The 22,981-nt window shown below is 62.5% G+C and carries 17 protein-coding genes; 7 read left to right on the forward strand and 10 right to left on the reverse strand.

Features of this window, described 5'->3' with window-relative positions:
- The first annotated feature begins 191 nt into the window (after window positions 1-191).
- Both BM186_RS09910 and BM186_RS09915 read left to right on the forward strand, forming a co-directional pair.
- Window positions 192-1,022 (forward strand): undecaprenyl-diphosphate phosphatase, encoded by an 831-nt coding sequence (locus BM186_RS09910; RefSeq protein ID WP_072424025.1) that lies wholly within the window; start codon window positions 192-194, stop codon window positions 1,020-1,022.
- Window positions 1,019-1,741 (forward strand): DUF1294 domain-containing protein, encoded by a 723-nt coding sequence (locus BM186_RS09915; protein WP_074915007.1) that lies wholly within the window; start codon window positions 1,019-1,021, stop codon window positions 1,739-1,741. Before BM186_RS09910 ends, BM186_RS09915 begins: the two co-directional genes overlap by 4 nt.
- Here the strand turns inward: BM186_RS09915 and BM186_RS09920 are convergent.
- From BM186_RS09920 to BM186_RS09945, 6 genes are all read right to left on the reverse strand, one after another.
- A complete protein-coding gene (locus BM186_RS09920) occupies window positions 1,727-2,080 on the reverse strand; it encodes an MmcQ/YjbR family DNA-binding protein (protein WP_017676915.1) in 354 nt (117 codons plus the stop codon). The genes BM186_RS09915 and BM186_RS09920 overlap by 15 nt on opposite strands.
- Before the next feature lie 31 nt (window positions 2,081-2,111).
- Complete coding sequence (locus BM186_RS09925) at window positions 2,112-2,888, reverse strand: AadA family aminoglycoside 3''-O-nucleotidyltransferase (RefSeq protein ID WP_074915257.1); 777 nt, start codon at window positions 2,886-2,888, stop codon at window positions 2,112-2,114.
- 248 nt (window positions 2,889-3,136) lie between these two features.
- A complete protein-coding gene (locus tag BM186_RS09930) occupies window positions 3,137-4,525 on the reverse strand; it encodes an efflux transporter outer membrane subunit (RefSeq protein WP_074915009.1) in 1,389 nt (462 codons plus the stop codon).
- Window positions 4,522-7,701 carry an efflux RND transporter permease subunit gene (locus tag BM186_RS09935; protein ID WP_074915011.1) on the reverse strand — a complete coding sequence of 1,060 codons (3,180 nt, stop codon included), beginning with the start codon at window positions 7,699-7,701 and terminating at the stop codon, window positions 4,522-4,524. Before BM186_RS09935 ends, BM186_RS09930 begins: the two co-directional genes overlap by 4 nt.
- Window positions 7,702-7,728: 27 nt before the next feature.
- Complete coding sequence (mexE, locus tag BM186_RS09940) at window positions 7,729-8,967, reverse strand: multidrug efflux RND transporter periplasmic adaptor subunit MexE (RefSeq protein ID WP_074915013.1); 1,239 nt, start codon at window positions 8,965-8,967, stop codon at window positions 7,729-7,731.
- 186 nt (window positions 8,968-9,153) lie between these two features.
- Window positions 9,154-10,068 (reverse strand): LysR substrate-binding domain-containing protein, encoded by a 915-nt coding sequence (locus BM186_RS09945; RefSeq protein WP_072424020.1) that lies wholly within the window; start codon window positions 10,066-10,068, stop codon window positions 9,154-9,156.
- A gap of 218 nt (window positions 10,069-10,286) precedes the next feature.
- Between BM186_RS09945 and BM186_RS09950 the strand changes: the two genes are divergently transcribed.
- The 4 genes from BM186_RS09950 to BM186_RS09965 all read left to right on the forward strand — a co-directional run bounded on the left by BM186_RS09950 (window position 10,287) and on the right by BM186_RS09965 (window position 13,989).
- Entirely contained in the window at window positions 10,287-11,309 is a 1,023-nt protein-coding gene (locus BM186_RS09950; RefSeq protein WP_074915016.1) for a zinc-dependent alcohol dehydrogenase family protein, read from the forward strand.
- Between the two features lie 58 nt (window positions 11,310-11,367).
- The gene (locus BM186_RS09955) at window positions 11,368-12,261 is read left to right on the forward strand and encodes a chemotaxis protein CheV (RefSeq protein ID WP_072424018.1); all 894 of its coding nucleotides are present in this window, start codon (window positions 11,368-11,370) and stop codon (window positions 12,259-12,261) included.
- A 165-nt stretch (window positions 12,262-12,426) separates the two neighbouring features.
- Window positions 12,427-12,930 (forward strand): hypothetical protein, encoded by a 504-nt coding sequence (locus tag BM186_RS09960; RefSeq protein WP_072424017.1) that lies wholly within the window; start codon window positions 12,427-12,429, stop codon window positions 12,928-12,930.
- Window positions 12,931-13,125: 195 nt separating this feature from the next.
- Window positions 13,126-13,989, forward strand: a complete 864-nt coding sequence (locus BM186_RS09965; RefSeq protein ID WP_074915018.1) for a helix-turn-helix transcriptional regulator — start codon at window positions 13,126-13,128, stop codon at window positions 13,987-13,989.
- A 46-nt stretch (window positions 13,990-14,035) separates the two neighbouring features.
- Here BM186_RS09965 and BM186_RS09970 read toward each other — a convergent pair whose 3' ends face one another.
- On the reverse strand, window positions 14,036-15,241 hold the full coding sequence (locus tag BM186_RS09970) for an NAD(P)/FAD-dependent oxidoreductase (protein ID WP_074915020.1): 1,206 nt from the start codon (window positions 15,239-15,241) through the stop codon (window positions 14,036-14,038).
- Between the two features lie 127 nt (window positions 15,242-15,368).
- Between BM186_RS09970 and pdxR the strand changes: the two genes are divergently transcribed.
- Window positions 15,369-16,868: a MocR-like pyridoxine biosynthesis transcription factor PdxR gene (gene pdxR, locus BM186_RS09975; RefSeq protein ID WP_074915021.1), complete on the forward strand. Its 1,500-nt coding sequence runs from the start codon at window positions 15,369-15,371 to the stop codon at window positions 16,866-16,868.
- A gap of 33 nt (window positions 16,869-16,901) precedes the next feature.
- On the opposite strand, the gene BM186_RS09980 is transcribed toward pdxR, so the two are convergent.
- The 3 genes from BM186_RS09980 to BM186_RS09990 form a co-directional block, all read right to left on the reverse strand.
- Entirely contained in the window at window positions 16,902-18,155 is a 1,254-nt protein-coding gene (locus BM186_RS09980) for an OprD family porin (RefSeq protein WP_074915023.1), read from the reverse strand.
- Window positions 18,156-18,500: 345 nt separating this feature from the next.
- The gene (locus BM186_RS09985; protein WP_074915024.1) at window positions 18,501-21,569 is read right to left on the reverse strand and encodes an error-prone DNA polymerase; all 3,069 of its coding nucleotides are present in this window, start codon (window positions 21,567-21,569) and stop codon (window positions 18,501-18,503) included.
- Window positions 21,566-22,975 (reverse strand): Y-family DNA polymerase, encoded by a 1,410-nt coding sequence (locus BM186_RS09990; RefSeq protein ID WP_074915026.1) that lies wholly within the window; start codon window positions 22,973-22,975, stop codon window positions 21,566-21,568. The genes BM186_RS09985 and BM186_RS09990 overlap by 4 nt, the downstream gene beginning before the upstream one ends.
- Between the last annotated feature and the right edge of the window lie 6 nt (window positions 22,976-22,981).

Genomic DNA, 22,981 nt, shown 5'->3' on the forward strand with positions numbered 1-22,981 from the left:
ATACTGTCACATCGAGGCATTATTCACTCTAGTTGTCTGATAGCATTTCGGCAGCCCGAGGCAGAACCTGAATGAGCACCGGGCTAGACCGTCGCAAGGAACCTCCATGACGGTTTTGTGTCCCAGGGCCGGGGCCATGCTCCACGTTCTGAGTTTTACGCGTAGGTAGTTGCCGCGCTTTGGGGGATTTGATGGATTTCTGGGTGGCCTTTCAGGCCCTGATTCTGGGCATAGTGGAAGGCTTGACCGAGTTCTTGCCGATTTCCAGCACCGGACACCTGATCGTGGTCGGTGACTTGCTGGGCTTCAATGGCGAAAAGGCGACTGCGTTCAAGATCATCATCCAGCTTGGCGCCATCCTGGCGGTTATCTGGGAATTTCGAGCCAAGGTGCTCGGCGTCGTCGTCGGTTTGCCCAGCGACCCGAACGCGCAGCGTTTCACCTTCAACCTGCTGCTGGCGTTCATTCCTGCGGTGATCTTTGGCCTGGCCTTCGCCGATCTGATCGAGCATTGGCTGTTCAATCCGATCACAGTGGCCATGGCATTGATCATTGGCGGCATCATCATGCTCTGGGCGGAGAAGCGCGAACACGCGATCAAGGCCGAAACGGTCGACGACATGACCTGGAAGCTGGCATTGAAGGTTGGCCTTGCGCAATGTCTGGCACTGATTCCGGGTACGTCGCGTTCGGGCGCCACCATCATTGGCGGCCTGGTATTTGGGTTGTCGCGCAAGGCCGCGACCGAGTTCTCCTTCTTCCTGGCCATGCCGACCATGGTCGCGGCTACGGTCTATTCGCTGGTCAAGTACCGCGACATCCTGCAGATAAGCGACTTGCCGATCTTCGCCATCGGTTTCGTCAGCACCTTCATCGTGGCGATGATCACCGTGCGCGCACTGCTCAAGTTCATCACCAGCCACAGTTATGCGGTGTTCGCCTGGTACCGCATTGCCTTCGGCCTGGTGATTCTCGCCACCTGGCAACTGCACCTGATCGACTGGAGCACGGCGCAACCGTGATCGGCAACGAACGCAAGGGGCGTCTTAAAAGCTGGGATGACGCCAAGGGTTTTGGTTTCATCCAGCCGCTCAACGGCGGCGCTGAAGTCTTCGCGCACATCTCGGTGATGCGCGGTGATCGTCGCCCGCAGCCGGGCGACGAAGTGCTGTTCATCGAGGGGCGTGAGGAAAGAGGGCGGCCACGGGCCGAGCACTTGCGCCTGACTGGTGAGCTCAGCCTCGATCGCCAGTCTATCCGGCGCAAACCGAAAACGCCCGGCACGGCGGCACCGGTAGTGCGAAAGGCTGCTGCCAAATCCACGCACCGGTCATCGACTCAAGGCTCCATCCAGAACTTCTCCAGCAAGGCCTTGGTGCTCGCTTTGCTGTGCATCCTGCCATTGCTCGGCTGCGTGACGCTGTTCGGCAGGGGGCTCTGGTGGGTATTGCCGCTTTATCTGCTGGCCAGCCTGCTGAGTTTCCTGCAGTACTGGCTGGATAAACGCAGCGCTCAGAGCGGCGGCCGACGCACGGCGGAAAACACCCTGCATCTGGTCGAGCTGGCTGGTGGTTGGCCAGGTGCGCTGATCGCTCAGCAGACATTCCGGCACAAGACGCGCAAGGTTTCCTATCAGGCTGTTTTCTGGCTGATCATCGCAGTTCATCAACTGTTCTGGATCGATCTGCTGCTGCTCGACGGCGCCTACATCCCCCACCACATACCCTTATTCGTCCAGTAGCAGGCCGGGTTGCAGGCGCTTGGGCAGGCGGCGCACCACCAGTTGATGCGAGCGCGTCAGCAACTGGCGCAGCTCATCGTCGCCCAGCGGCGGCCGGTGGGCGCTCATACTGATCCAGTAAGCACGAGCCAGATACGGGGCAGGGCGGATGCCTGGACGGTCTACATGACCGAGAAACAGGTCGTTATCGACCTTGAAGGCCAAATCCTCGCCAAGAAAATCAAGAATGGCGAACATCTTGTTGCCAGCCACCGAGAACACCCGGTTGCTGCCCCACTTGAGGTCTTCGCGGGCGCCGGGCAGGGCGAGGCAGAAGGCGGCGATCTGGTCGGGCGTCATGGGCATGTCCATCGCTGGTCCAAACGGCAGTCTATCGGCTGGCCGACTCGCTGCGTAGTCGGTCGATCTGGCGCCGGGCATAGCCGATGAAAGCGGCCAATGCCTGGGGACGCTGAGCCAGGTCATCCCTGGCCTGGCCCAGGTAGACGTCTCGCGCAGTTTCCAGCAGCGGCCGGTGCTCAGGAGGCAAGCGCTCGAGCAGCCAGTCGGCCGCCCCGTCCTTGGTAGCGATCTCGCCGCTGCTCAGTGTCAGCCAGATGCGTGCCAGAGCCAGGACCACGTTGCATTCATCGCCCAGCCAGTCGTCCGGTCCGCTCCATTGCGCCGCGGTGTCGTGCAGGGCGCGAATCATGTCCGCTTCAGGCACCAGCTCGAACAGTTCGGCAGCCGGCGGGCCCATGAGGCTAATAGCGTGCTGGCGCGCCTTGCTCAGCAGGATGGCCAGGTCATGATCGGCCATGGCCGGCTCGAAGCGACCCTCCTGCAGTTCGTCGCGCAGCCATTCGCCGAACTGCAGTTCGCGCATCGGCCGATAACGCCAGGGCCGCACGGCTTCGTGCACCAGCAGCGTCACCTCCAGCGGGCGCAGGTGCGCGGTGGCCGGCCAGGCCGACAGCCTCAGCAGGTCGGTCATCAGGGCCTTGCGCGTGCTGTCGCTCAGGGGCGTGCGGACGGTGACCAGCATATCGATATCGCTTGCCGGCTTAAGGCCGCCGCTGACGGCGGAACCGAACAGATGCACCGCCAGCAGGTTGTCGCCAAGATGATGATGCAGGAGGGTGAGGGCATTGCTGATCTGCAGGTTCATGTTTTCGTCATTCTGCTTCGGGTTGCGCTGCACTTTACCGCCGTTCGGCCTCGTCTCGCAGAGGCGGGTTCCCGAGGCCCGGGTCTGGTCGGTTCCCCGATAGCGTTCCACGCCATCTGATGTGTCTGGCCGGACTATTTGCGTGGCTCCCTTGGGATTCGCCGGGATAGCTGAGCGCAAAAAAAGCCCCTGAGCATCGACTCCGGGGCTGAGGAGGGTCGGCAGGACTGCCGACCGGGGAGAGCAGTTCAGGCTTGTGGCTGCCAGCCGCCGCCGAGCGCCTTGTAGATCGCGACGATACCGCTGTAGAGCTCGACCTCGGCCGAGGCCTGGGCATCTTCGGCGGCCAGGCGCTCACGTTCGGCGTCCAGCAGCACGAGGAAATCCACCGTGCCTTCACGATAGCGAATCGCCGCTTGATCCGCCGCCGCGCGGCTGGCTTCGGCCTGGCGCACCAGGGAAACCAGGCGCTGCTGGCGCTTGGCGTAGTCGCTGAAGGCGTTTTCCGATTCTTCCAACGCCAGCAACACCTGCTGCTCGTACTGCGACAGCGCGCCATCGGCCTCGGCTTCGGCGCCGCGCAGACGCGCCCGCACGCTACCGAGATCGAAGGCCGCCCAGCTGATACTTGGCGCTACACCCCAGGCGCGGGCCGCAGACGAACCCAGCTGCGAGCCGCGCCCGGCGGTAAAGCCGAGAAAGCCGGAGAGGCTGACGCGCGGGAACAGGTCGGCAGTCGCTACGCCGACCTGTGCCGTGGCCGCCGCCAGCTGTCGCTCGGCCGCCTGGATATCCGGGCGGCGACGCAGCAGCTCGGCCGGATTGCCGATGGGCAGCGCCTTGGCAATCACCGGCAGGGGTTTGGGCGACAGATCGATCTGCAACTGCTCCGGGCGCTGGCCAAGCAGGGTAGCGATGCGATTCTGTGCACGCACCTGTTGCGCCTGCAGTTGCGGCAGGCTGGCTTCGGTGGCGGCCAGACGTGCATCGGCGCGCAGTACGTCCAGCTCGTTGCCAACACCGGCATCGCGCAACTGCTCGGTGATGGCACGCGAATCCTCCTGATTCTTCAGGTTCTCGCGGGCAATGCTTTCGCGCAGTTGTGCGCCACGCAGGGTTCCGTAGGCATCGACCAGTTCGGCAATAAGGCTGACCTGCAACTGGTAGTAATCAGCTTCGGCCACTTCGATGCGCGCTTCACTGGCTTCCAATTGGCGCTGGATACGGCCGAACAGGTCCACTTCCCAGGCCATGTCCAGCCCCAGGTCGTAGCGTTCCTGACGGATGCGCTCGTCCGTGGTCGGCGGCTGCTGGGCCTTGCCGAACTCGCCACTGGCGCGGCTGGTGACGGTGGGGAAGCGGTCGTTGGCCACGTCATCACGGATCGCCCGTGCCGCACGCAGGCGGTTGAACGCCACGCGCAACTCGCGGTTGTCCTGCAGCGAACGCTGCACCAGCTGGTTCAGCGTCGGGTCGTCGAACTGCTGCCACCAGGCGGCTTCGAAACGGCTGCGGTCGTAATCGGCCGCCTCCAGCGCGGCAATGCGCGCAGGGTCGGTTACGGGCGCTCGATAGTCCGGGCCGACGGCGCACGCCGACAGCGCCAGGGTCAGGAGAGCGGGGGCAAAGGCTTTCATGCATGCGACTCCTGCAGACGGGCGGCTTTGCGGGCTTCGCGTTTCTCGACGAAGCCGCGGATCAGGACATAGAACACCGGAGTCAGCAGGAGACCGAAGAAGGTCACGCCGATCATCCCGGAGAACACCGCCACGCCCATGGCATGGCGCATCTCGGCGCCCGCACCGCTGGACAGCACCAGCGGCACCACGGCCATGATGAAGGCGATCGAGGTCATCAGGATCGGGCGCAGACGCAGACGGCAGGCTTCCAGCACGGCGGCGACGCGATCGAGACCCTCTTCCTGTTTCTCCTTGGCGAACTCGACGATCAGGATGGCGTTCTTGCAGGCCAGGCCCACCAGCACGATCAGGCCGATCTGGGTAAAGATGTTGTTGTCGAGCCCGGCGATGATCACCCCGGTGATGGCGGTGAAGAGCACGATGGGCACGATCAGGATCACCGCCAGCGGCAGGCTCCAGCTTTCGTACTGGGCGGCCAGCACGAGGAAGGCCAGCAGCACGCAGAGCGGGAAGATGAAGATCGCGGTATTGCCGGCGAGGATCTGCTGGTAGGTCAGATCGGTCCACTCGAAGGTCATGCCGATCGGCAGTTCCTCGTTCAGCAGTTTGGCGATGGCTGCTTCGGCCTGGCCCGAGCTGTAGCCTGGCGCGGCGGCACCGTTGATCTCGGCGGTGAGGAAGCCGTTGTAGTGCATCACTCGATCCGGGCCGGAGCTGTCATCGACCTTGACGAAGGTCGACAGCGGCACCATCTCGCCACGGTTGTTACGCACCTTGAGCTGACCAATCTGCTCCGGTTCCAGACGGAATTGCTGGTCGGCCTGGACGTTGACCTGGTAGGTGCGGCCGAAACGGTTGAAGTCGTTGGCATACAGCGAGCCCAGGTAAACCTGCAGGGTGTCGAAGATATCGCTGATGGCCACACCATGGGTCTTGGCCTTTTCGCGGTCGATGGCGGCATCGACCTGCGGCACGTTGACCTGGTAGCTGGTGAACACCGACATCGGGTTCAGCTCCGGCAACTGGCGGGCCTTGTTGAGGATGTTCTGGGTCTGCGTGTACAGCTCTTCGTAGCCCAGGTTGCCACGGTCCTGAATCTGCAGACGGAAGCCACCAATGGTGCCCAGGCCCTGTACCGGCGGCGGCGGGAAGATGGCGAGGTAGGCTTCCTGAATTTCACCGAACTGGCCGTTGAGCTCGGCGGCAATGGCGCCGGCAGACATGTTTTCGTCCTTGCGCAGGCTGAAGTCCTTGAGCGTGACGAAAACGATGCCGCTGTTGGGGCTGTTGGTGAAGCCGTTGATCGACAGGCCCGGGAAGGCCACGGTGTTTTCCACGCCCGGATGCTTGCCGGCGATTTCGCTCATGCGTTTGATCACCACTTCGGTGCGATCGAGCGTCGCCGCGTCCGGCAACTGCGCGAAGGCAACCAGATACTGCTTGTCCTGCTGCGGCACGAAGCCGGTCGGAGTGCTGGAGAAACCCAGGTAACCGAGCACCAGCAGACCACCGTAGATCAGCATGGCGATGCTGCTACCACGCAGCACACGACGCACGGTGCCGACGTAGCGGTTGCTGGCGCGCTCGAACATGCGGTTGAACGGGGCGAACAGCCAGCCACCGAACAGCTTATCGAGCCCGCGCGAGAAGGCATCTTTCGGTGCGTGGTGATCCTTGAGCAGGATGGCGGCGAGGGCTGGTGACAGGGTCAGTGAGTTGATCGCCGAAATCACCGTGGAAATGGCGATGGTCAGGGCGAACTGCTGGTAGAACTGCCCCGAAAGACCGGAGATGAAGGCCGTCGGCACGAACACCGCGCACAGCACCAGAGCGGTGGCGACGATGGGACCGGTCACTTCCTTCATGGCCTGGCGGGTGGCCTCGACCGGGGGTTTGCCCAGAGCGATGTTGCGCTCGACGTTCTCCACCACGACGATGGCGTCGTCCACCACGATACCGATGGCCAGCACCAGGCCGAACAGCGACAGGGCGTTGAGCGAGAAGCCGAACATGTGCATGACCGCGAAGGTGCCGATCAAGGACACCGGCACCGCGGCTAGCGGAATGATCGAGGCGCGCCAGGTCTGCAGGAACAGCACGACCACCAGCACCACCAGCACCACGGCTTCGAGCAGGGTGTGCACCACCGCCTCGATGGAACCACGCACGAAGATGGTCGGGTCATACACCACTTCGTAGTCCATGCCTTGCGGGAAGGACTTCTTCAGTTCGGCCATGCGCCCGCGCACCGAGTCGGAAATCTCGATGGCGTTGGAGCCGGGGCGCTGGAATACCGGGATGGCGACCGCCGGCTGGTTGTTCAGCAGCGAGCGCAGGGCGTACTGGTTCGAACCCAGCTCGACGCGGGCGATGTCGCGCAAACGGGTGATCTCGCCGTTGTCGCCGACGCGGATGATGATGTTCTCGAACTCTTCCTCGGAGACCAGGCGGCCCTGGGCGTTGATCGACAGCTGGAAGCTGTTGCCGGCATCGGAAGGCGGTGCACCGAGGGCGCCGGCGGCGACCTGACGGTTCTGCTCGCGGATGGCGGTGACCACGTCGGTGGCGGTGAGCCCGCGCGAGGCTACCTTGTTCGGGTCGAGCCAGACGCGTAGCGAATAGTTGCCCATGCCGAACAGCTGCACGTCGCCCACGCCATCCAGACGCGCCAGCTCGTCCTTGACATTGAGCGCGGCGTAGTTGGACAGGTAGAGCATGTCGTAGCGCTGATCCGGCGAGGTCAGGTGCACCACCATGGTCAGGTCCGGGGAGGCCTTGTCCACGGTCACGCCGAGACGCTGCACCTCGGTAGGCAGGGTAGGCATGGTGCGGGTGACGCGGTTCTGCACCTGCACCTGGGCGTTGTCCAGGTCGGTGCCGAGGGCGAAGGTCACGGTCAGCGTCAGGCGGCCGTCGATGGTCGACTGCGACGACATATAGAGCATGCCCTCGACGCCGACGATGGCCTGTTCCAGCGGCGAGGCGACGGTTTCACCGATCACCTTGGGGTTGGCGCCGGGGAAATCGGCACGCACCACCACGGTGGGCGGCACCACTTCAGGGTATTCGCTGATCGGTAGCTGGAACAGCGAGATGGCGCCGCCGATCAGGATCAGCAGCGACAGCACCGCGGCGAAGATCGGCCGCTGGATGAAGAATTGCGAGAAATTCATGGGTCTTTCCTCTGGGCGCGGTCTGGATCAGCCGCGCGGCGAGCGAGCTTCGATTTTTTCGGCGGCGATACGCGGGGCCTGGCTGCCATCGACGGCCTGGCGCATGCGGGCCAGTTGCTCCAGGGTGCTGTCATCGGCCATGGATACCGGCTGCGGATCGACGGTGGAGCCGGGCATGGCGCGCTGCAGGCCGTTGACGACGATCTTCTCGCCCTTGCTCAGGCCGCTACGCACGATGCGCAGACCTTCGAGCTTCGGTCCCAGCTCGATGGAGCGATAGGCCACGGCGTTGTCGTCACCCAGCACCAGCACGTACTTCTTGCCCAGGTCGGTGCCGACTGCTTCGTCCTTGATCAGGGTGGCGGTATAGGGCTTGCTGCCCACCAGTTTCAGACGCGCATACAGACCCGGGGTAAAGCGACCATCCTGGTTGTCGAACACGGCGCGACCACGAATGGTGCCAGTGCGCGGGTTGACCTGGTTGTCGAGAAAGTCCAGCTGGCCCAGGTGCGGGTGGTCGGCTTCATCGGACAGGCCGAGGTACACCGGACTGGCGCCACGGGCGTCGGCACCGGATTCACGGGCCAGTTCGACATACTTGAGGAAAGCGCGCTCATCGGCATCGAAGTAGGCGTAGACCTTGTCGGTGGATACCACCGAGGTCAGCAGGCTCTCGCCGGCACCGACCAGGTTGCCTTCGGTGATCTCGGCGCGGCTGACGCGACCGTCGATGGGCGCAGTGATGCGGGTGAAACTGAGGTTGAGGCGGGCGTTTTCCAGCTCGGCGGCGATTGCCGCGACCTGAGCCTGAGCTTCGGTGGCGGCGCTGGCACGAGCATCGGCCAGTTCGGCGGAGATGGCGTTGCTCTGACGCAGACGCTCACCACGACGCGCTTCGTTGGCGGCACGGGCCTGGCTGGCGCGGGCCTGTTGCAGTTGGGCTTCGAGGCGTTTGACTTCCGCCTGGAACGGACGTGGGTCGATCTGGAACAGCAGATCGCCTTTCTTCACCAGGGTGCCTTCGTCGAAGGCGACCTTGTCGATGTAGCCGGAGACGCGTGGGCGGATTTCGACGGATTGCGGCGCTTCGAGACGCCCCGTGAACTCGTCCCACTCGTTGATCGGCTGTTCGATGACCTCGGCGACACTGACCTTGGGTGCGGGCATTTGCGCCTGAGTCTGCGCAGCCTGTTCGCATCCGCTGAGTGCGAGGACGCCGGCGAGGGCCAGGGGGAATATCCAGATGTTCTTGTGCTGCTGTTCCATGGGTGACTCCGCCAGTCGGATTTGTGGATTGGCGGAGTCTGCGACGAGTCTCGGAGGGCTACGAATCGAATGCCATGAACTTGAATATCATCGGGAATGATAAAAGACAGATTTATATCAATTTCGATCTATGAAGGTGCACCAAGGTTCCTGCCGGCACTTAGGTGGTGCGTTTCCGGATATTTATCAGAGGCTGTCCGGGTCGCCGCAGAACATCTGGATGCGCGAGCGCAGCCAGCGCTCGGCAGGGTCGTTGTCCTGGGCGCCGCGCCAGGCCATGTGCAGCTCGAAGGTCTGCGTCTGTAGCGGCAGCTCCTCGGCGCGCAGGCCGCCTGCCGCGGTCAAGGCGGCGGCGGTGTAATCCGGCACGCTGGCGACGATATCGGTTTCTGCCAAGAGGGTCGCCAGGCCGTTGAACTGCGGAACAGCCAGCACGATGTGGCGCTCACGCCCGATCTTGGCCAGCTCATCGTCGATGAAGCCGGTAAGGTCGCCGGCGAAGGACACCAGCGCATGCGGGCGCGCGCAATAATCATCAAGGCTGAGCGCACCGGGTACGGTGTCGGCACGCAGCAGTTTGGCCTTGCTGCGGCGGAGAATCTTGCGCTTGGCGTTGGCCGGAAGTTCTTCGGTGTAGGCCACACCCACCGAGATTTCGCCTGAAGCCAACAGCCCCGGCATCATCAAATAGTTGGTGCGGCGAATCACCAGCACCACGCCGGGGGCTTCGGCGCGCAGGCGGCGGAGCAGGGCGGGTAGCAGGGCAAATTCAACGTCATCGGACAGGCCGATGCGAAACACCGCCTTGCTGGTGGCAGGATCGAAATCGGCGGCGCGGCTGACAGCGGTGGAAATCGAATCCAGCGCCGGCGAGAGCAGGGCGAAGATCTCCTGCGCGCGCGGTGTCGGTTCCATGCTGCGACCGGTACGCACGAACAGGGGGTCATCGAACAGGGTACGCAGGCGAGCAAGCGCCGCACTGATGGCGGGCTGGCCGAGAAACAGCTTCTCCGCGGCTCGCGTCACGCTGCGCTCGTGCATCAAAGTCTCGAAGACAATCAACAGGTTCAGATCGAGGCGGCGCAGGTCGTTGCGGTTCATCCGGGTACCATTCGAGGGATACGGGCCTTGTCAGCACGGCGCTGCAAATGAGAGCCTTTGCCCGGGCAATAGTACGGGCAGTGTGCAGCGGATTGAAAGTCGCTGAATCACTGACAGGCATGAAGACTATCGATAGAGTCTGATAGTGTCGCCGCCGCACAGCGGATAGAGTCCACAGTCAATGAAGTGTTAATCCGCGATCAAGCTCGAGGTAAGCGATGTCCCGCATGATCCGTTTTCATAAGTTCGGCGATGCCGATGTGCTCCAGTACGAAGAGGTTCCGACCCCTGTGCCCGGCCCTGGCGAAGTCTTGGTGCGCGTTCAGGCCGTCGGCCTGGGCTGGAAAGACGTGCTGTGGCGTCAGAACCTGGCGGCCGAGCAGGCCAAGCTTCCAGCCGGTACCGGTTTCGAACTGGCCGGCACCGTTGCGGCGTTGGGCGAGGGCGTGAGCGACTTCGAAGTCGGCACCGCCGTTGCCGGTTTCCCGGCGGGCACGCCGAACCGTTACCCGACCTGGGGCGATCTGGTGCTGATGCCCAGCCATGCCCTGACCCGTTATCCCGAGGTGCTCAGCCCGGTCGAGGCCAGCGTTCATTACACCAGCCTGCTGTTCGGCTACCTGGCGCTGAACGATCTCGCTCACCTCAAGCCCGGCCAGCACGTGCTGATCACCGAGGCTAGCCACTGCATGGCACCACAGACCGTGCAACTGGCCAAGGCGCTGGGTGCCAAGGTCATCGTTTCCACCAGTTCTTCGGAGGATCGCGAGTTCCTGCGTGGCCTGGGGGCCGACAAGGTGATCGCCACCGAGGAACAGGACCTGGTCCTGGAAGTCGAGCGCTACACCGAAGGCAAGGGTGTCGAGGTGATTCTCGACCAGTGTGCCGGCCCGCAGATGAAGCTATTGGGTGATATCGCCGCGCCGCGCGGCAAGCTGATCCTTTACGGCATCAATGGTGGCAACGATACGGCTTTCCCTGCTTGTGCCGCATTCAAGAAGCACCTGCAGTTTTTCCGTCACTGCGTGCTGGATTTCACCGGGTGCCCGGAGCTGGGAATCGAGCCGAACAATGATGCTGTGCAACGCGCGCTCACGCACATCAATCAGATGACTGCGGACCGCCTGCTGACGCCGGTGATCGACAAGGTGTTCGACTTCGAGGATTTCGTCGAAGCGCACCGCTACATGGAAACCTGCCCGAACCGCGGGCGAGTGGCCCTGAAATTGGCCGCGGATTAAAGTCCGTGGCCATGCGGTCGCTATAACCTAGGTCTACGTTCGTTCTAAGGATAGGTACATGAGTCTGGTTACCGGCGACGCGCTATCGCTGTTGTTGTTTCGTTTGCATAGCGGCCGCCTGCTGGGGATCAACCTGCTCAAGGTCAACGAGATCATTCCCTGTCCAGCCTTGACCAAGCTGCCCAATCGTCACCCCAACGTGCGCGGCATCGCCACTTTGCGTGGCGCCGCGATGACGGTGATCGACCTGGCGCGGGCTATCGGCGAACGCGGTGCGGCTGACGAAGACGACGGTTGCCTGATCGTCACCGAGTTGAGCCGCTCGCGTCAGGGGCTGCACGTGAAGAGTGTCGAGCGTATCGTGCAGTGCTCCACCCGTGACGTGCGTCCGCCACCCGCCGGGGCCGGTAATCGTGCCTTCATTACGGGAGTGACGCAGATCGATGGCGCCATCGTGCAGGTTCTCGATATCGAGAAGGTACTGCACGACATTGCGCCTGCGCTGGAGGAAGCACCCGTCGGGCAACTGCTCGATGGCCAGGATGCCCGCTTGCTACAAGGTCGCCGCGTGTTGCTGGTCGACGACTCACAAGTCGCGCTGCAGCAGACCCTCAACGTACTGCGCCAGCTGGGGCTCGATTGCACGGCTGTGCGCAGTGCCCAGGCTGCCCTGCAGCAACTGCACGAATACCATCAGGCTGGCATGCCATTCGAGCTTCTGGTCTCGGACATCGAGATGCCGGAGCTGGACGGCTACAGCCTGGTTCAGGAAATTCGTCGCAGTCCCGATATTGCTGACACCTACGTTCTGCTGCACACCTCGCTGGACAGCACCATGAATACCGAGAAGGCGCGTTCGGTCGGTGCCAATGCGGTACTGACCAAGTTCTCCTCGGTCGATCTCAGCCAGGCACTGCTCGATGCCTTCCGGCAAATGAGCGGGCAGCACTGAGCCCGCCCCTGCAACCCTTTGCCGCTTGACGGCAAGGGGTTGCCTCGCTTCCTTTTTATTCGATTAGAAAAACCAATAATTTCAATTGGTTAAGTGCGCCTTATGAGCTGGCATGCGCCTTGAATCAGTGCGCCTGGCAATTGCAACTCAGTCAAGGAGCACGGCATGAGCACGATTGGAGGTATTGGCAGTTACGGTGGCATATCCCTGACGGGATTTCGCAGCAAGCAGAGTGAAGAGCAGGGCGAGCTTGCCCAGTTGGCGCGCAATGTCGAGAAGACCACGCGCACGGCGAACGCCGAGTCCGAACGCGAGTTCCGCGCCAGGCAGGCTACGGAGGAGGGCTTCGCTCGTTTGCGCGTCGCTCTGCAGAACGCGTCAGACGGCAAGGTCGAGACATCCGTCAGTTCAGGTCAGGTGGAAAAGCCACTGGGCGACGAGGGCGGTAACGCCGCGCTGGAGGCTTTCAAGGCCTATATGGCGATGACTCCGGCCGAAAAGATGCGCGACAGTATCCTCAAGGAAATAGGCATGACCGAAGAGGAGATCGAGGCGCTGCCACCTGAGCAGCAGAAGGCAGTCGAAGAAGAAATTGCCCAGCGCATGGAGGAGCGAGCCAAGATGCAGGCCCAGTCAGAAGACAATGGTCATTCTTATGGGCTGATCTGATCGTTGGATGGGTATTTCAGGGTTTGGGCCTGTAAAAAACTGTGATGTAAATCACGGATGATTCTCCGTCCGGGTGAATAACCGTTGGAATTTTCATGGGTTGAACTGTCTATCAATCGACGACGGTTCAACCCATGGGCTCTAACCGGTTGAGCTTTCACCACCCTAGAGAATCTTTATCAGGTCATTGCCAATATGGATGTTCTTTCCGAGTTCTTCGAGCGCACGAGCCTGCAAGGGCGACTGTTATTCGCCGGCCCGGTAGACGGTACCCTGGTGTTGGATAAGCCCCCTGGCATGGCATTCATCCACGTGATCGAGCGAGGTGCACTGGATATGGTGCACGCCGACAAGCCTCGTATCGCGATCAGTGAACCCAGCGTTTTGTTCTGTCCCAGCACCTGCTGCTACAAGCTGCGTGCGCACCAGCCCGGGGGTGTGGATCTGATCTGCGCCTCGTTCCAGTTCGGGCGTTCAGGGCAGCAGCCATTTCCATTGGGTCTCTTGGAGACCCTGGTGTTTCCGCTGAGCGCCCTTGAGCAGCTCGGGCCGGTGATCGGTTCACTGGTCAACGAATTCCGTACGCCGGCACCTGGTCGGAGCAAGGCGCTGAACCTGCTGTTCGAATATGTATTCGTCCTGCTGGTACGCCGCGCTGTGAACGAAGGGCGCATAACCAGCGGCCTGCTTTATGCGCTGCAGGACAGTCAACTGGGGCCTGCGCTGATCTGCATTCACCAGGAACCCCAGTTGGCCTGGAGTGTCGAGCGTCTGGCCGCGTTGGCGAAAATGTCGCGTACCAAGTTCGCAGCGCTGTTCTCCGAGGTCATGAGCATGACGCCCATGGCCTATGTAACGGCCTGGCGCATGAAGGTGGCGCAGGATCTGCTGCGTGAGGGAATGCCGATCAAGGTGATCGCCGATGCTGTGGGCTACGCCTCGCAGGCGTCGTTCTCACGCACCTTTGCCCAGCAGGTCGGGCAACCACCAGGCGAATGGTTACGGGCTGAAGGGGAGGACCCGCCGGCGAAGCTGCAGGTGCAGATTTACCGCGATTGAGCATGACATGCCCAGGGCAGCAGCAGCCCTGGGCACGTCTCATCGATCAGGCGACGACCGGAATCAGCGGGTCGGCGGCTGCCAGGGCGATCTCGCGCTTGGCCTCTGGCGGGTAGATCCACTGGGTGTTGATCTGCATTTTCAGCTCTTTGCCTTCCTTGCCGGTCAGCACCACCTTGCGCTCCCAGCCTTCGGTGAATACAGCGCCCCAGGCGCCCAGGTCCAGGCAGGTGACGTACTTGGGTTGGCTGTAGGGAATCGGCTCGATACCCAGCAGATCGGCTGCAGCGTTATTGCCGGAGGAGCGGCCGAGAGCGATGGCGTGCTGGCAGGTCATCAGTGCGTGGTTGCCAAGTTCATCCACCGCGGCATAGGCGGTATCGCCGGTGGCGTAGATGGCGTCCTGGCCCAACACTTTCAGGTTGCGGTCGACGTGCAGGCGGCCGAAGGCATCGCGCTCGCCATCGATCTGCTGCGTCAGCGGTGAGGCCTTAACCCCGACGGTCCAGACTACGGTGCTGGCTTCTATACGTTCGCCGTTGTCGAGCTGGACGCCATGCTCATCGACCATCGACACCGGGCTACCGAGCTTCCAGGTCACGCCCAGTGTGTCGCTGGCTTCGGCGATCACCGAGGCGATCTGCTCGCCCATGACGCTGCCAACCTGTTTGCCCATGTCGACGACGATCACCCGCACATCGGCCTCATCACCCAGAATGGCACGCAGCCGTGCCGGCATTTCCGTGGCCGTTTCGATACCGGTGAAGCCTCCACCGACCACCACCACGGTGTTACGGGCCTGGCTGGCCGGTTTGTCGCACAAGCTCTGCAGATGGGCCTCAAGCTTCTGCGCCGACTCCAGGCTGTCGACATCGAAGGCGAAGCGGTCGATACCGGCCAGTGGAGGCCGGGCGACCTGGCTACCGGAGGCCAGAATCAACCGGTCGAAATTCAGTTCGGCCTGGGCGCCGCTTGCGCTGCGATAGATGACTCGCCTGCCTGCGGCGTCGATACGGGTGGCGCTGCCTTGCACGAATTGCACACCGACCGCATCGAACAACGGGTCGAGCGGGGCAACGGTGGTGCTCAGGTCGCTTTCATAGAAACGCGGGCGTACGCGCAGTTCCGCTTGCGGAGCGAGGAGGGTAACGGCGACGTCCAGGCGCTGGTGCTGGTCCAGCAGGCGAACGGCGCTCAGCGCACTCCACATACCGCCGAAGCCGGCACCGATGATCAGGATCTGCTGTTTCATATCGTGAATTCCCATAGTCGTTGAAGAGAAGAAGTGTTGGCTGGCTACGGGATCGATTGTGTGGTTGTTTTGGATCAGGGTATTGATCCAGTATCTGCAAAAATAATTAGTCCACTTCGAGGACCCTATGCCACTCGATAAAACCCCACCGCAAGTAGTCTTTCTGCCGCTGGGAACGCCGGAGGAGGGAGTCAGTCTGCAGGGATGGCTATACGAGTCGCTGCGTCGCGCGATTCTGAGTGGGCGCCTGCCCGCTGGCAGCAAGCTACCCAGTACTCGCTCCATGGCCGAGTACTACGGCCTGGCGCGCGGGACGGTGCAGGCTGCCTATCAGCAGTTGCTTTCCGAAGACTATCTGCAAGCTCGAACCGGCAGCGGTACGCGCGTCAGCGAGGTGTTGCCGGACCCGACGCTGAACGCCGGATACGTTCGGCGCAAGGTGGTGGCCGAGGTGCAAGAGAAGCGCACAGCACCTGACACGCCCTGGCTAAAGCGTCTGGCCGAGATCGAACCAATCTTCTCGCGGCGAACGCTGCCAACCGGCGTGCGTCCGTTCTTTCCTCACCGTGGCGATATCAACGCCTTTCCCATCGACCTGTGGCGCAAGTTGCACACCCAGCAGTTGCGTAGCTCGCGCCTGACGATGTTGCTCGACGCCGACCCGGCAGGCCTGCCCGAGCTGCGTGAAGCCGTCGCCGGCTATCTGGCCATCGCCCGTGGGGTACAGGTTTCACCGGAACGCATCCTGGTGCTCGGCAGCGTGCAACAAGGCTTGGATATATGCCTGCGCTTGCTGGCTCCAGGCGACTCTCAGGTCTGGATGGAAGATCCCGGTTATCCCGGCGCACGGCAGTTGATGGACATCTCTGGAGTGACGCGAGTGGACGTGCCGGTAGATCGTTCCGGCCTCAAGGTGGACGAGGGGAGGCGCATGGCTCCTGGCGCTCGGTTGGCTTACGTCACCCCCTCACGCCAGGCACCAATGGGCGGCGAGTTGTCGCCTGCACGGCGCCTAGCCTTGCTGAAATGGGCGGCGGAGCAGGGCAGTTACATCTTCGAAGACGACTACGACAGCGAGTACCGTTTCATCGCCAAGCCCATTCCGGCACTGCGCTCCATGCCGGGCGCCGAGCACTCGGTGATCATGGCTGGCACCTTCAGCAAACTGCTGTTTCCCTCGATTCGTCTGGCCTATCTGGTGCTGCCCGAGCATCTTGTGGAGAGTTTCACCCGCGCGTCGGCACTGATGTCGCGCCATGCCAACAGCCTGGCGCAGGCTGTGCTGGCCGACTTCATCCATGAGGGGCATTTCGACCGTCACGTGCGGCGCATGCGCAAGATCTACGCAGCGCGTGCCGATGCCTTCGCCGAGGCCGCGCACAAGCACTGGCAAGGGCTGATCGAGGTGCCGGAAATTCGTGCAGGTATGGATATCGCCTGCCATTTGCAGGTGGAGAACGAGCAGGAAGCTTTCGCGCGTTTGCAGGCTGCCGGTATCGACGCGTTGCCACTGGCGAGCTACTGCGTCGAGGCAAGGCCACCAGGGTTGGTAATGGGCTTTGCGCCTTATGAAGAACGCGCCATCGAGGATGCCGCCAGGGTCGTTGCGCACACCCTGCGCGGCTGAGAACTGCCCCGGCCGAGGCCGGGGCAGCGACCATCAGAGGATACTCAGCGGGTATTCGACAAAGGCACGAATCTCGTTGAGATCCGGCCCTACGTCAGTGCTGGAGCGATAGATGGAGTTACGCAGGCGCAGGTGCAGATCCTTGGCAGCGCCACTCTGGAAGGTGTAGCCGATCTGGTTGAAAATCTCGCGTTCGGTACCGTTGTTATCGCTGCCGGTATCGATGTTGTCACCGCGTACGTAGGCGAACTTGTAACGAAGACCCGGCACGCCGTACTCGGCGAAGTTCAGCTCGTAGCTGGCCTGCCAGGAGCGCTCGTCCTTCAGGTTGAAGTCCGAGTAGTAGGAGTTGGCCACATAGATGGTTCCGCCGCCGTCGCCATAATCTTTGGCAAATCCGGCATCGCCGCTGTTGCGCTGGTGCGCGACGATGAAGGCATGGGCGCCGATGCTGTACTTGGCCGCCAGGCTCCAGATAGTGTTGCGGTCACCTTCGCCATCGCCGCCGTAATCCAGGGCTGCTACTGAACCGGTGTCGTACTTGGTGCGATAGATGTTGAAGTCGAAATTCAACGCCTGTTCGGCGGCCAACACCAAGTTGTAATTGACGTTGGCGTAATAGCGTTTGTACATGTCCTCGAGGTCAGCGTGATAGAGCGCCACACTCAGATCGTCGCTGACGGCGTAGCTGCCACCGAACACGTCGATGCTCTTGAGTCGGTTGGGGTCGCGAGCCGAGTCACCCATCGGGCTGTCAGCGGTGAAACGGCCTGCATTCAGTTCCAGGCCGTCGATTTCATTGCTGGTGACCAGCGTGCCGGTGAACGACTGTGGCAGCAGACGAGTGTCGTCATGGGCCAGAACCGGCAGGGAAGGGAACTGGTTGCCGTACTTGATCACGGTATTGGAGATGCGCAGCTTCACTGCACCGCCAGCCTGGGACAGGTCGTCCACCGGGCGACCTTCGCTATCGGTATCGAAGAAGGGGCGATAGTTGCGACCGCGACCACTGTCGAGCTTGACCCCGAGCAGGCCGAAAGCATCGACGCCAAAGCCGACGGTGCCCTGGGTAAAACCCGACTCGAAGGTGGCGATGAAGCCCTGTCCCCAGGTCTTGGCATCGTTGGTGTTGTCTTTGAAATCACGGTTGAAGTAGGCATTGCGCAGCAACAGATCGAGGCTGGCGTCCTCGACGAAACCATTGGCTTCGGACTGGCTGCTGGCATGAGCCAACTGCCCGCCCAGCGCGAGGCTGCAAGCCAGCGCGAGACAGTGCTTCTTGTGCATGAGTGCTCCGGTGTTGGTATGTTTTCTTGTCAGGCCTCGCATCGAGACAAGGCCCAGTCCAAACGGACCGCTCATAAATATCACCGAGACGGTACAGGCACTACTGAAGGTGGTCGATGATCACTATCGACTTCTTCGATGAGGGGTTGGCAGCGAGCGGGGGTAGGCTTCTCCCCGATGAAGATTCCATAGGCGGCGGTTTTTGCAACACTCCCGGAAGCCGTCGCTCTGGCTCCACTTCATCTCCTTTGGTTAAGACGACTTGTGGCCGCCTGGTGATCCAGTGCGGCCTTTTTTTGTTCTCGTCTTTCTCAGCCAGCCGTGCGTGGCGGTTCAAACCATGGCTCAGTGAAAATCGCGGCTGCGGATATCCAGGCCCGTCAGCATCGTCGTCATGTCCGTCAGGCGCCCGGCAATCACGTGGCGCACACCGTCGACGGTCTCCAGGTGACCATCGATGCGCAGCATCTGCGACTGCACCAGAACCCGTCGCTGCCGCTCGGCCAGGTCGTGCCAGACGATCACATTGACCAGACCGAACTCATCTTCGAGGGTGACGAAAATGACGCCGCTGGCGGTTTGCGGCCTTTGCCGGCCGATCACCAGACCGGCAATGCTGACAGGCCGGCCGTGCTCAACTGCCTGTAGCTCCCGCGAGCTCTTGCAGCGTATCGCGCGCAGCGCCTGGCGCAGCAGAGCCAGAGGATGCGGACCGAGCGTGGTGCCAAGCGTGGCATAGTCGGTCAGCAGGTCTTCTCCTTGCGATGGTGCAGGCAGATTCAGGATTTCTTCACTCGGCGCAGACACGCCAGCGAACAACGGCAACTGCTCCTCGACGCCAGCAACCGCCCAGCGCGCCTGGTAGCGGTGGCCAACCAGGCCGGAGAGCGCGCCTGCATCGGCCAATCGCTCGCGCGCCGATGCATCCAGGCGTGCACGTATGCTGAGGTCTTCGACATCACGGAATGCGCCGCACTGGCGCGCCTGTTCGATACGGCGCGCATCGTCTTCGCGCATGCCACGAATCATCCTCAGCCCCAGGCGAATGGTCGGCTCGCCATGTTCATCGGGCTCCAGGCTGCAATCCCAGTCGCTGTAATGCACGTCCACGGGACGCACCTCGACATCATGCCGCCGTGCATCCTGCAGCACCTGATCCGGGCTGTAGAAGCCCATTGGCCAACTATTGACCAGCGCGCAGGCATAGGCAGCAGGCTCGTGGCACTTCAACCAGCAACTGGCATAGGCGAGCAGGGCGAAGCTGGCCGCGTGCGACTCGGGAAAACCGTAACTGCCGAAGCCCTCGATCTGGCGGAAGATCCGCTCGGTGAATGCCTGCGTGTAACCCTTTTCCAGCATGCGCGAGGTGAGTCGCTGACGATGCGGTTCGAGCCCGCCATGACGCTTCCAGGCGGCCATGCTGCGGCGTAGTTCATCCGCCTCGCCGGGGGTGTACTCGGCAGCGACGATGGCCAGCTCCATGACCTGCTCCTGAAACAGCGGCACGCCGAGTGTACGCTCGAAGACCGGCTTGAGTTCATCCGAGGGATAGTCGATCGGTTCTTCGCCGTTTCGCCGACGCAGGTAGGGGTGCACCATGTCGCCCTGAATCGGCCCCGGACGGACGATGGCCACCTGGATCACCAGGTCGTAGAACTCCTTCGGGCGCAGTCGTGGCAGCATCGCCATCTGCGCACGGGACTCGATCTGGAACGCGCCGATGGTGTCTGCACGGCTGATCATGGCGTAGGTGGCCGGGTCTTCCTTGGGCAGGGTCGCCAGCGTCCACTGCGTGCCTCGGTAGCGCTCGATCAGGCCGAAACAACGGCGCAGTACGCTGAGCATACCCAAAGCCAGCACGTCGACCTTGAGCAGGCCGACCCTGTCCAGATCGTCCTTGTCCCACTGGATGACAGTACGCTCGGCCATCGTCGCGTTCTCCACCGGCACCAGCGTATCGAGGGCGTGCTCGGAAATGACGAAACCGCCCGGATGCTGCGACAGATGGCGAGGAAAGCCGATCAACTCGCCGGTCAGTATCAGCACGCGCCTGAGCAGTGGATTCTGCGGATCGAACCCCGCCTCCAGCAGTCGCTCGGGCGCTGGCGGGCCGCTGCTCCAGCGGCCACAGCAGTCAGCCAGGGCATTGATCTGGTCTGGCGGCAAGCCAAGGGCCTTGGCGACGTCGCGTATCGCCCCGGCGCCGTGATAGGTGTTGACCACGGCCGTGAGCGCCGCACGCGTTCGACCGTAGCGACGAAACACGTACTGGATGACTTCTTCACGGCGTTCATGCTCAAAATCGACGTCGATATCCGGCGGCTCGTTGCGCTCGCGGGAGAGAAAACGCTCGAACAACAGCCGGCTGTGGGTGGGGTTCAGCTCGGTGATACCCAGGGCGAAACAGACGCTCGAGTTGGCCGCCGACCCCCGGCCCTGGCAGAGGATGTGCTGCTCGCGGGCAAAGCGGACGATGTCGTGCACGGTCAGAAAGTAGCTTTCGTATTCCAGTTCGGCGATCAGTGCCAGCTCGTGTTCGATCTGCGCGCGAGCGGCGGTCGGCACGCCTTCGCGCCAGCGCTCGGCGGCGCCACGTTCCACCAGAACGCGCAGCCAGGAAGTGGGATCATGGCCGGCAGGTACCAGCTCGTGCGGGTAGTGATAATCCAGTTCGCCGAGATCGAAGCTGCAGCGTTCGGCAATGCACAGCGATTGCGCGAGCAGCTCGGGCGGATAGAGCTCGGCCAGCTCATCAAACCGGCGCAGATGCCGTTCGCCATTGGCAAACAGATAGGCGCCGGCCTCAGCCACGGGCAGATGATGACGGATGGCGCTCATGCAATCCTGCAGGGCGCGGCGGCCACGGGCATGCATGTGTACGTCGCCACAGGCCACGGCTGGCAGGTCGTGATCGCCTGCCAGCTCGAGCAGGCGCTGCAGGCGCGCGGTATCGTCCGCGCCACGATGCAACTCAACGCCTAGCCACAGACGCTCGGGAAACAGCGAGGAAAGCCAGGGCAGGGCGCTGGCGTCACCGTCGCTGAGCCAGATGGCCAGCAGGCCATCGAGCGGCGCCACGAAATCCTCGTGCAGCAATCGATAGGTGCCTTTTGCCGCTCGGCGCCGCGCCCGAGTGATCAGGCCGCATAGCGCCTGATAGCCCGTCAGGTTCTCGGCCAGCAGCACCAGCTTCGGGCCTTTTTCAATGAGCACCTCGCTGCCTACGATCAGCTTTACCCCGGTTTTCTTCGAGGCTTCCCAGGCGCGCACGATGCCGGCCAGGGTGCATTCATCGGTGATTGCCAAGGCGCGATAGTTCAGCCTTGCCGCACGCTCGAACAACTCCTGCGCACTGGACGCGCCACGCTGGAAACTGAAGTTGGACAGGCAATGCAGCTCGGCGTAATCGCTCATGCAAACCAACCGTGCAGCAACAATGGCCCATCACTACCGACCGGGCGATACGCCCAGCCGCGCTGACCGGCACGGGTTTGCACCACGTAATAGTCGCGGCGCACATCTTCGCCATCCCACCAGCCGGACTCGATGCGCTCCGGGCCGGAGAGGATGCGCAGCGAGGCTTCACGCAGCGGCTGGGGTTCGCTCAGCAGCCAGCCGGGGCGCGGGCCGCCGGGAGGCAGCAAGGGATTGGCAGGTTCATTTAGCCAGGCATGCTCGGGGCGGTGATCGGCTCTGGCACCGAGGCCATGCAGAGCCTCATCACCGAGGCGCGCCCTTAGCCGCTCGCGTAATTGCTCCCAGGGCTGGTTCTGCTGTGGACGCTCGTCGAACAGTTGCTGATGCTGCGGCGCGAAGGTCGGCAGTTCACGCGCCTCCAGCCGCACGGCCAGCACCGGGGCTGGTAGCTGCTGATGTTCCAGACGGCCACGTGTCAGCTCGAACAGCATGCCGGGATCACGCTCGGCGCTGAGCAGGCCCACTTGTATCTGCGTATCGGCACCCGCGCGGTGTTCCAGATGCAGGGTGAAACGCTGCACGCCACTGTCACGACAGGCCAGGTAAGCAGCCAGATCGGCTGTCAGCCGGCGCAACGGGAACAGCAGTGCCTGATGCGATTCCACTTCGAAATTCAGCTCGATACGGGTATCGAAAACATTCGCAGGCACGAAGAAATCCAGCGCTAAGGGGCGCTGGCCAGACAGGGTATCGAGATGACGTAGCACTTCGCCAGGAAAACGCTTGGCCAGGCTGTCACGCGGCAGAGCCAACAGCTGCCGCAACTGCCTGAGCCCCATGCGATTGAAGGCCGTGGTTAGCGTGGCGGATAGCCCGAGCCGATCCACTGGCAAGGGATCGAGCATCTGCTTGAGCATCCGCTCATCACTTGCCATCAACCCATCACCGATATTGACCAGCACTCGGGCTGCTGCCGGATTCGGCGCGACGGCAATACGGTGCTGGAAGGCCAGCGCCGAAAGCTCGGCGCGCAGGCGTGCTTCGAAACGCGGCCAGGGGCCGAACAGTCCCAAACTGGACTGTACCTCCAGCAACAAGCAGCGCGGATAGTGCAGGCTGACCTGGGCACTGAACCCATAGGCCCAGGCAGCCAGAAACTGCTGCCAGCGCTCGATGGCCGCAAGATCGTATTCTGCCGTGGCAAACCCACGTGTCAGCGCCTGCGCTGCAGTCAGTGACTGACCGGGCTTCAGTCCCAGGGCTCGGGCTGCCGGGTTGACGGCTTGAAGAACGCGCCGTTGTGGCGAGCCGGTAAGCAGCACCAACGGCTCGTCGGGACTGGCACGGTGGCGCTGCACGCCGTCCATGGCCAGTTGCGGCAACAAGATGCAAGCCCAGAGCATGGCAGG

The sequence above is a fragment of the Ectopseudomonas toyotomiensis genome (genome assembly GCF_900115695.1).
GTDB classification, from domain to species: Bacteria; Pseudomonadota; Gammaproteobacteria; order Pseudomonadales; family Pseudomonadaceae; genus Aquipseudomonas; species Aquipseudomonas toyotomiensis.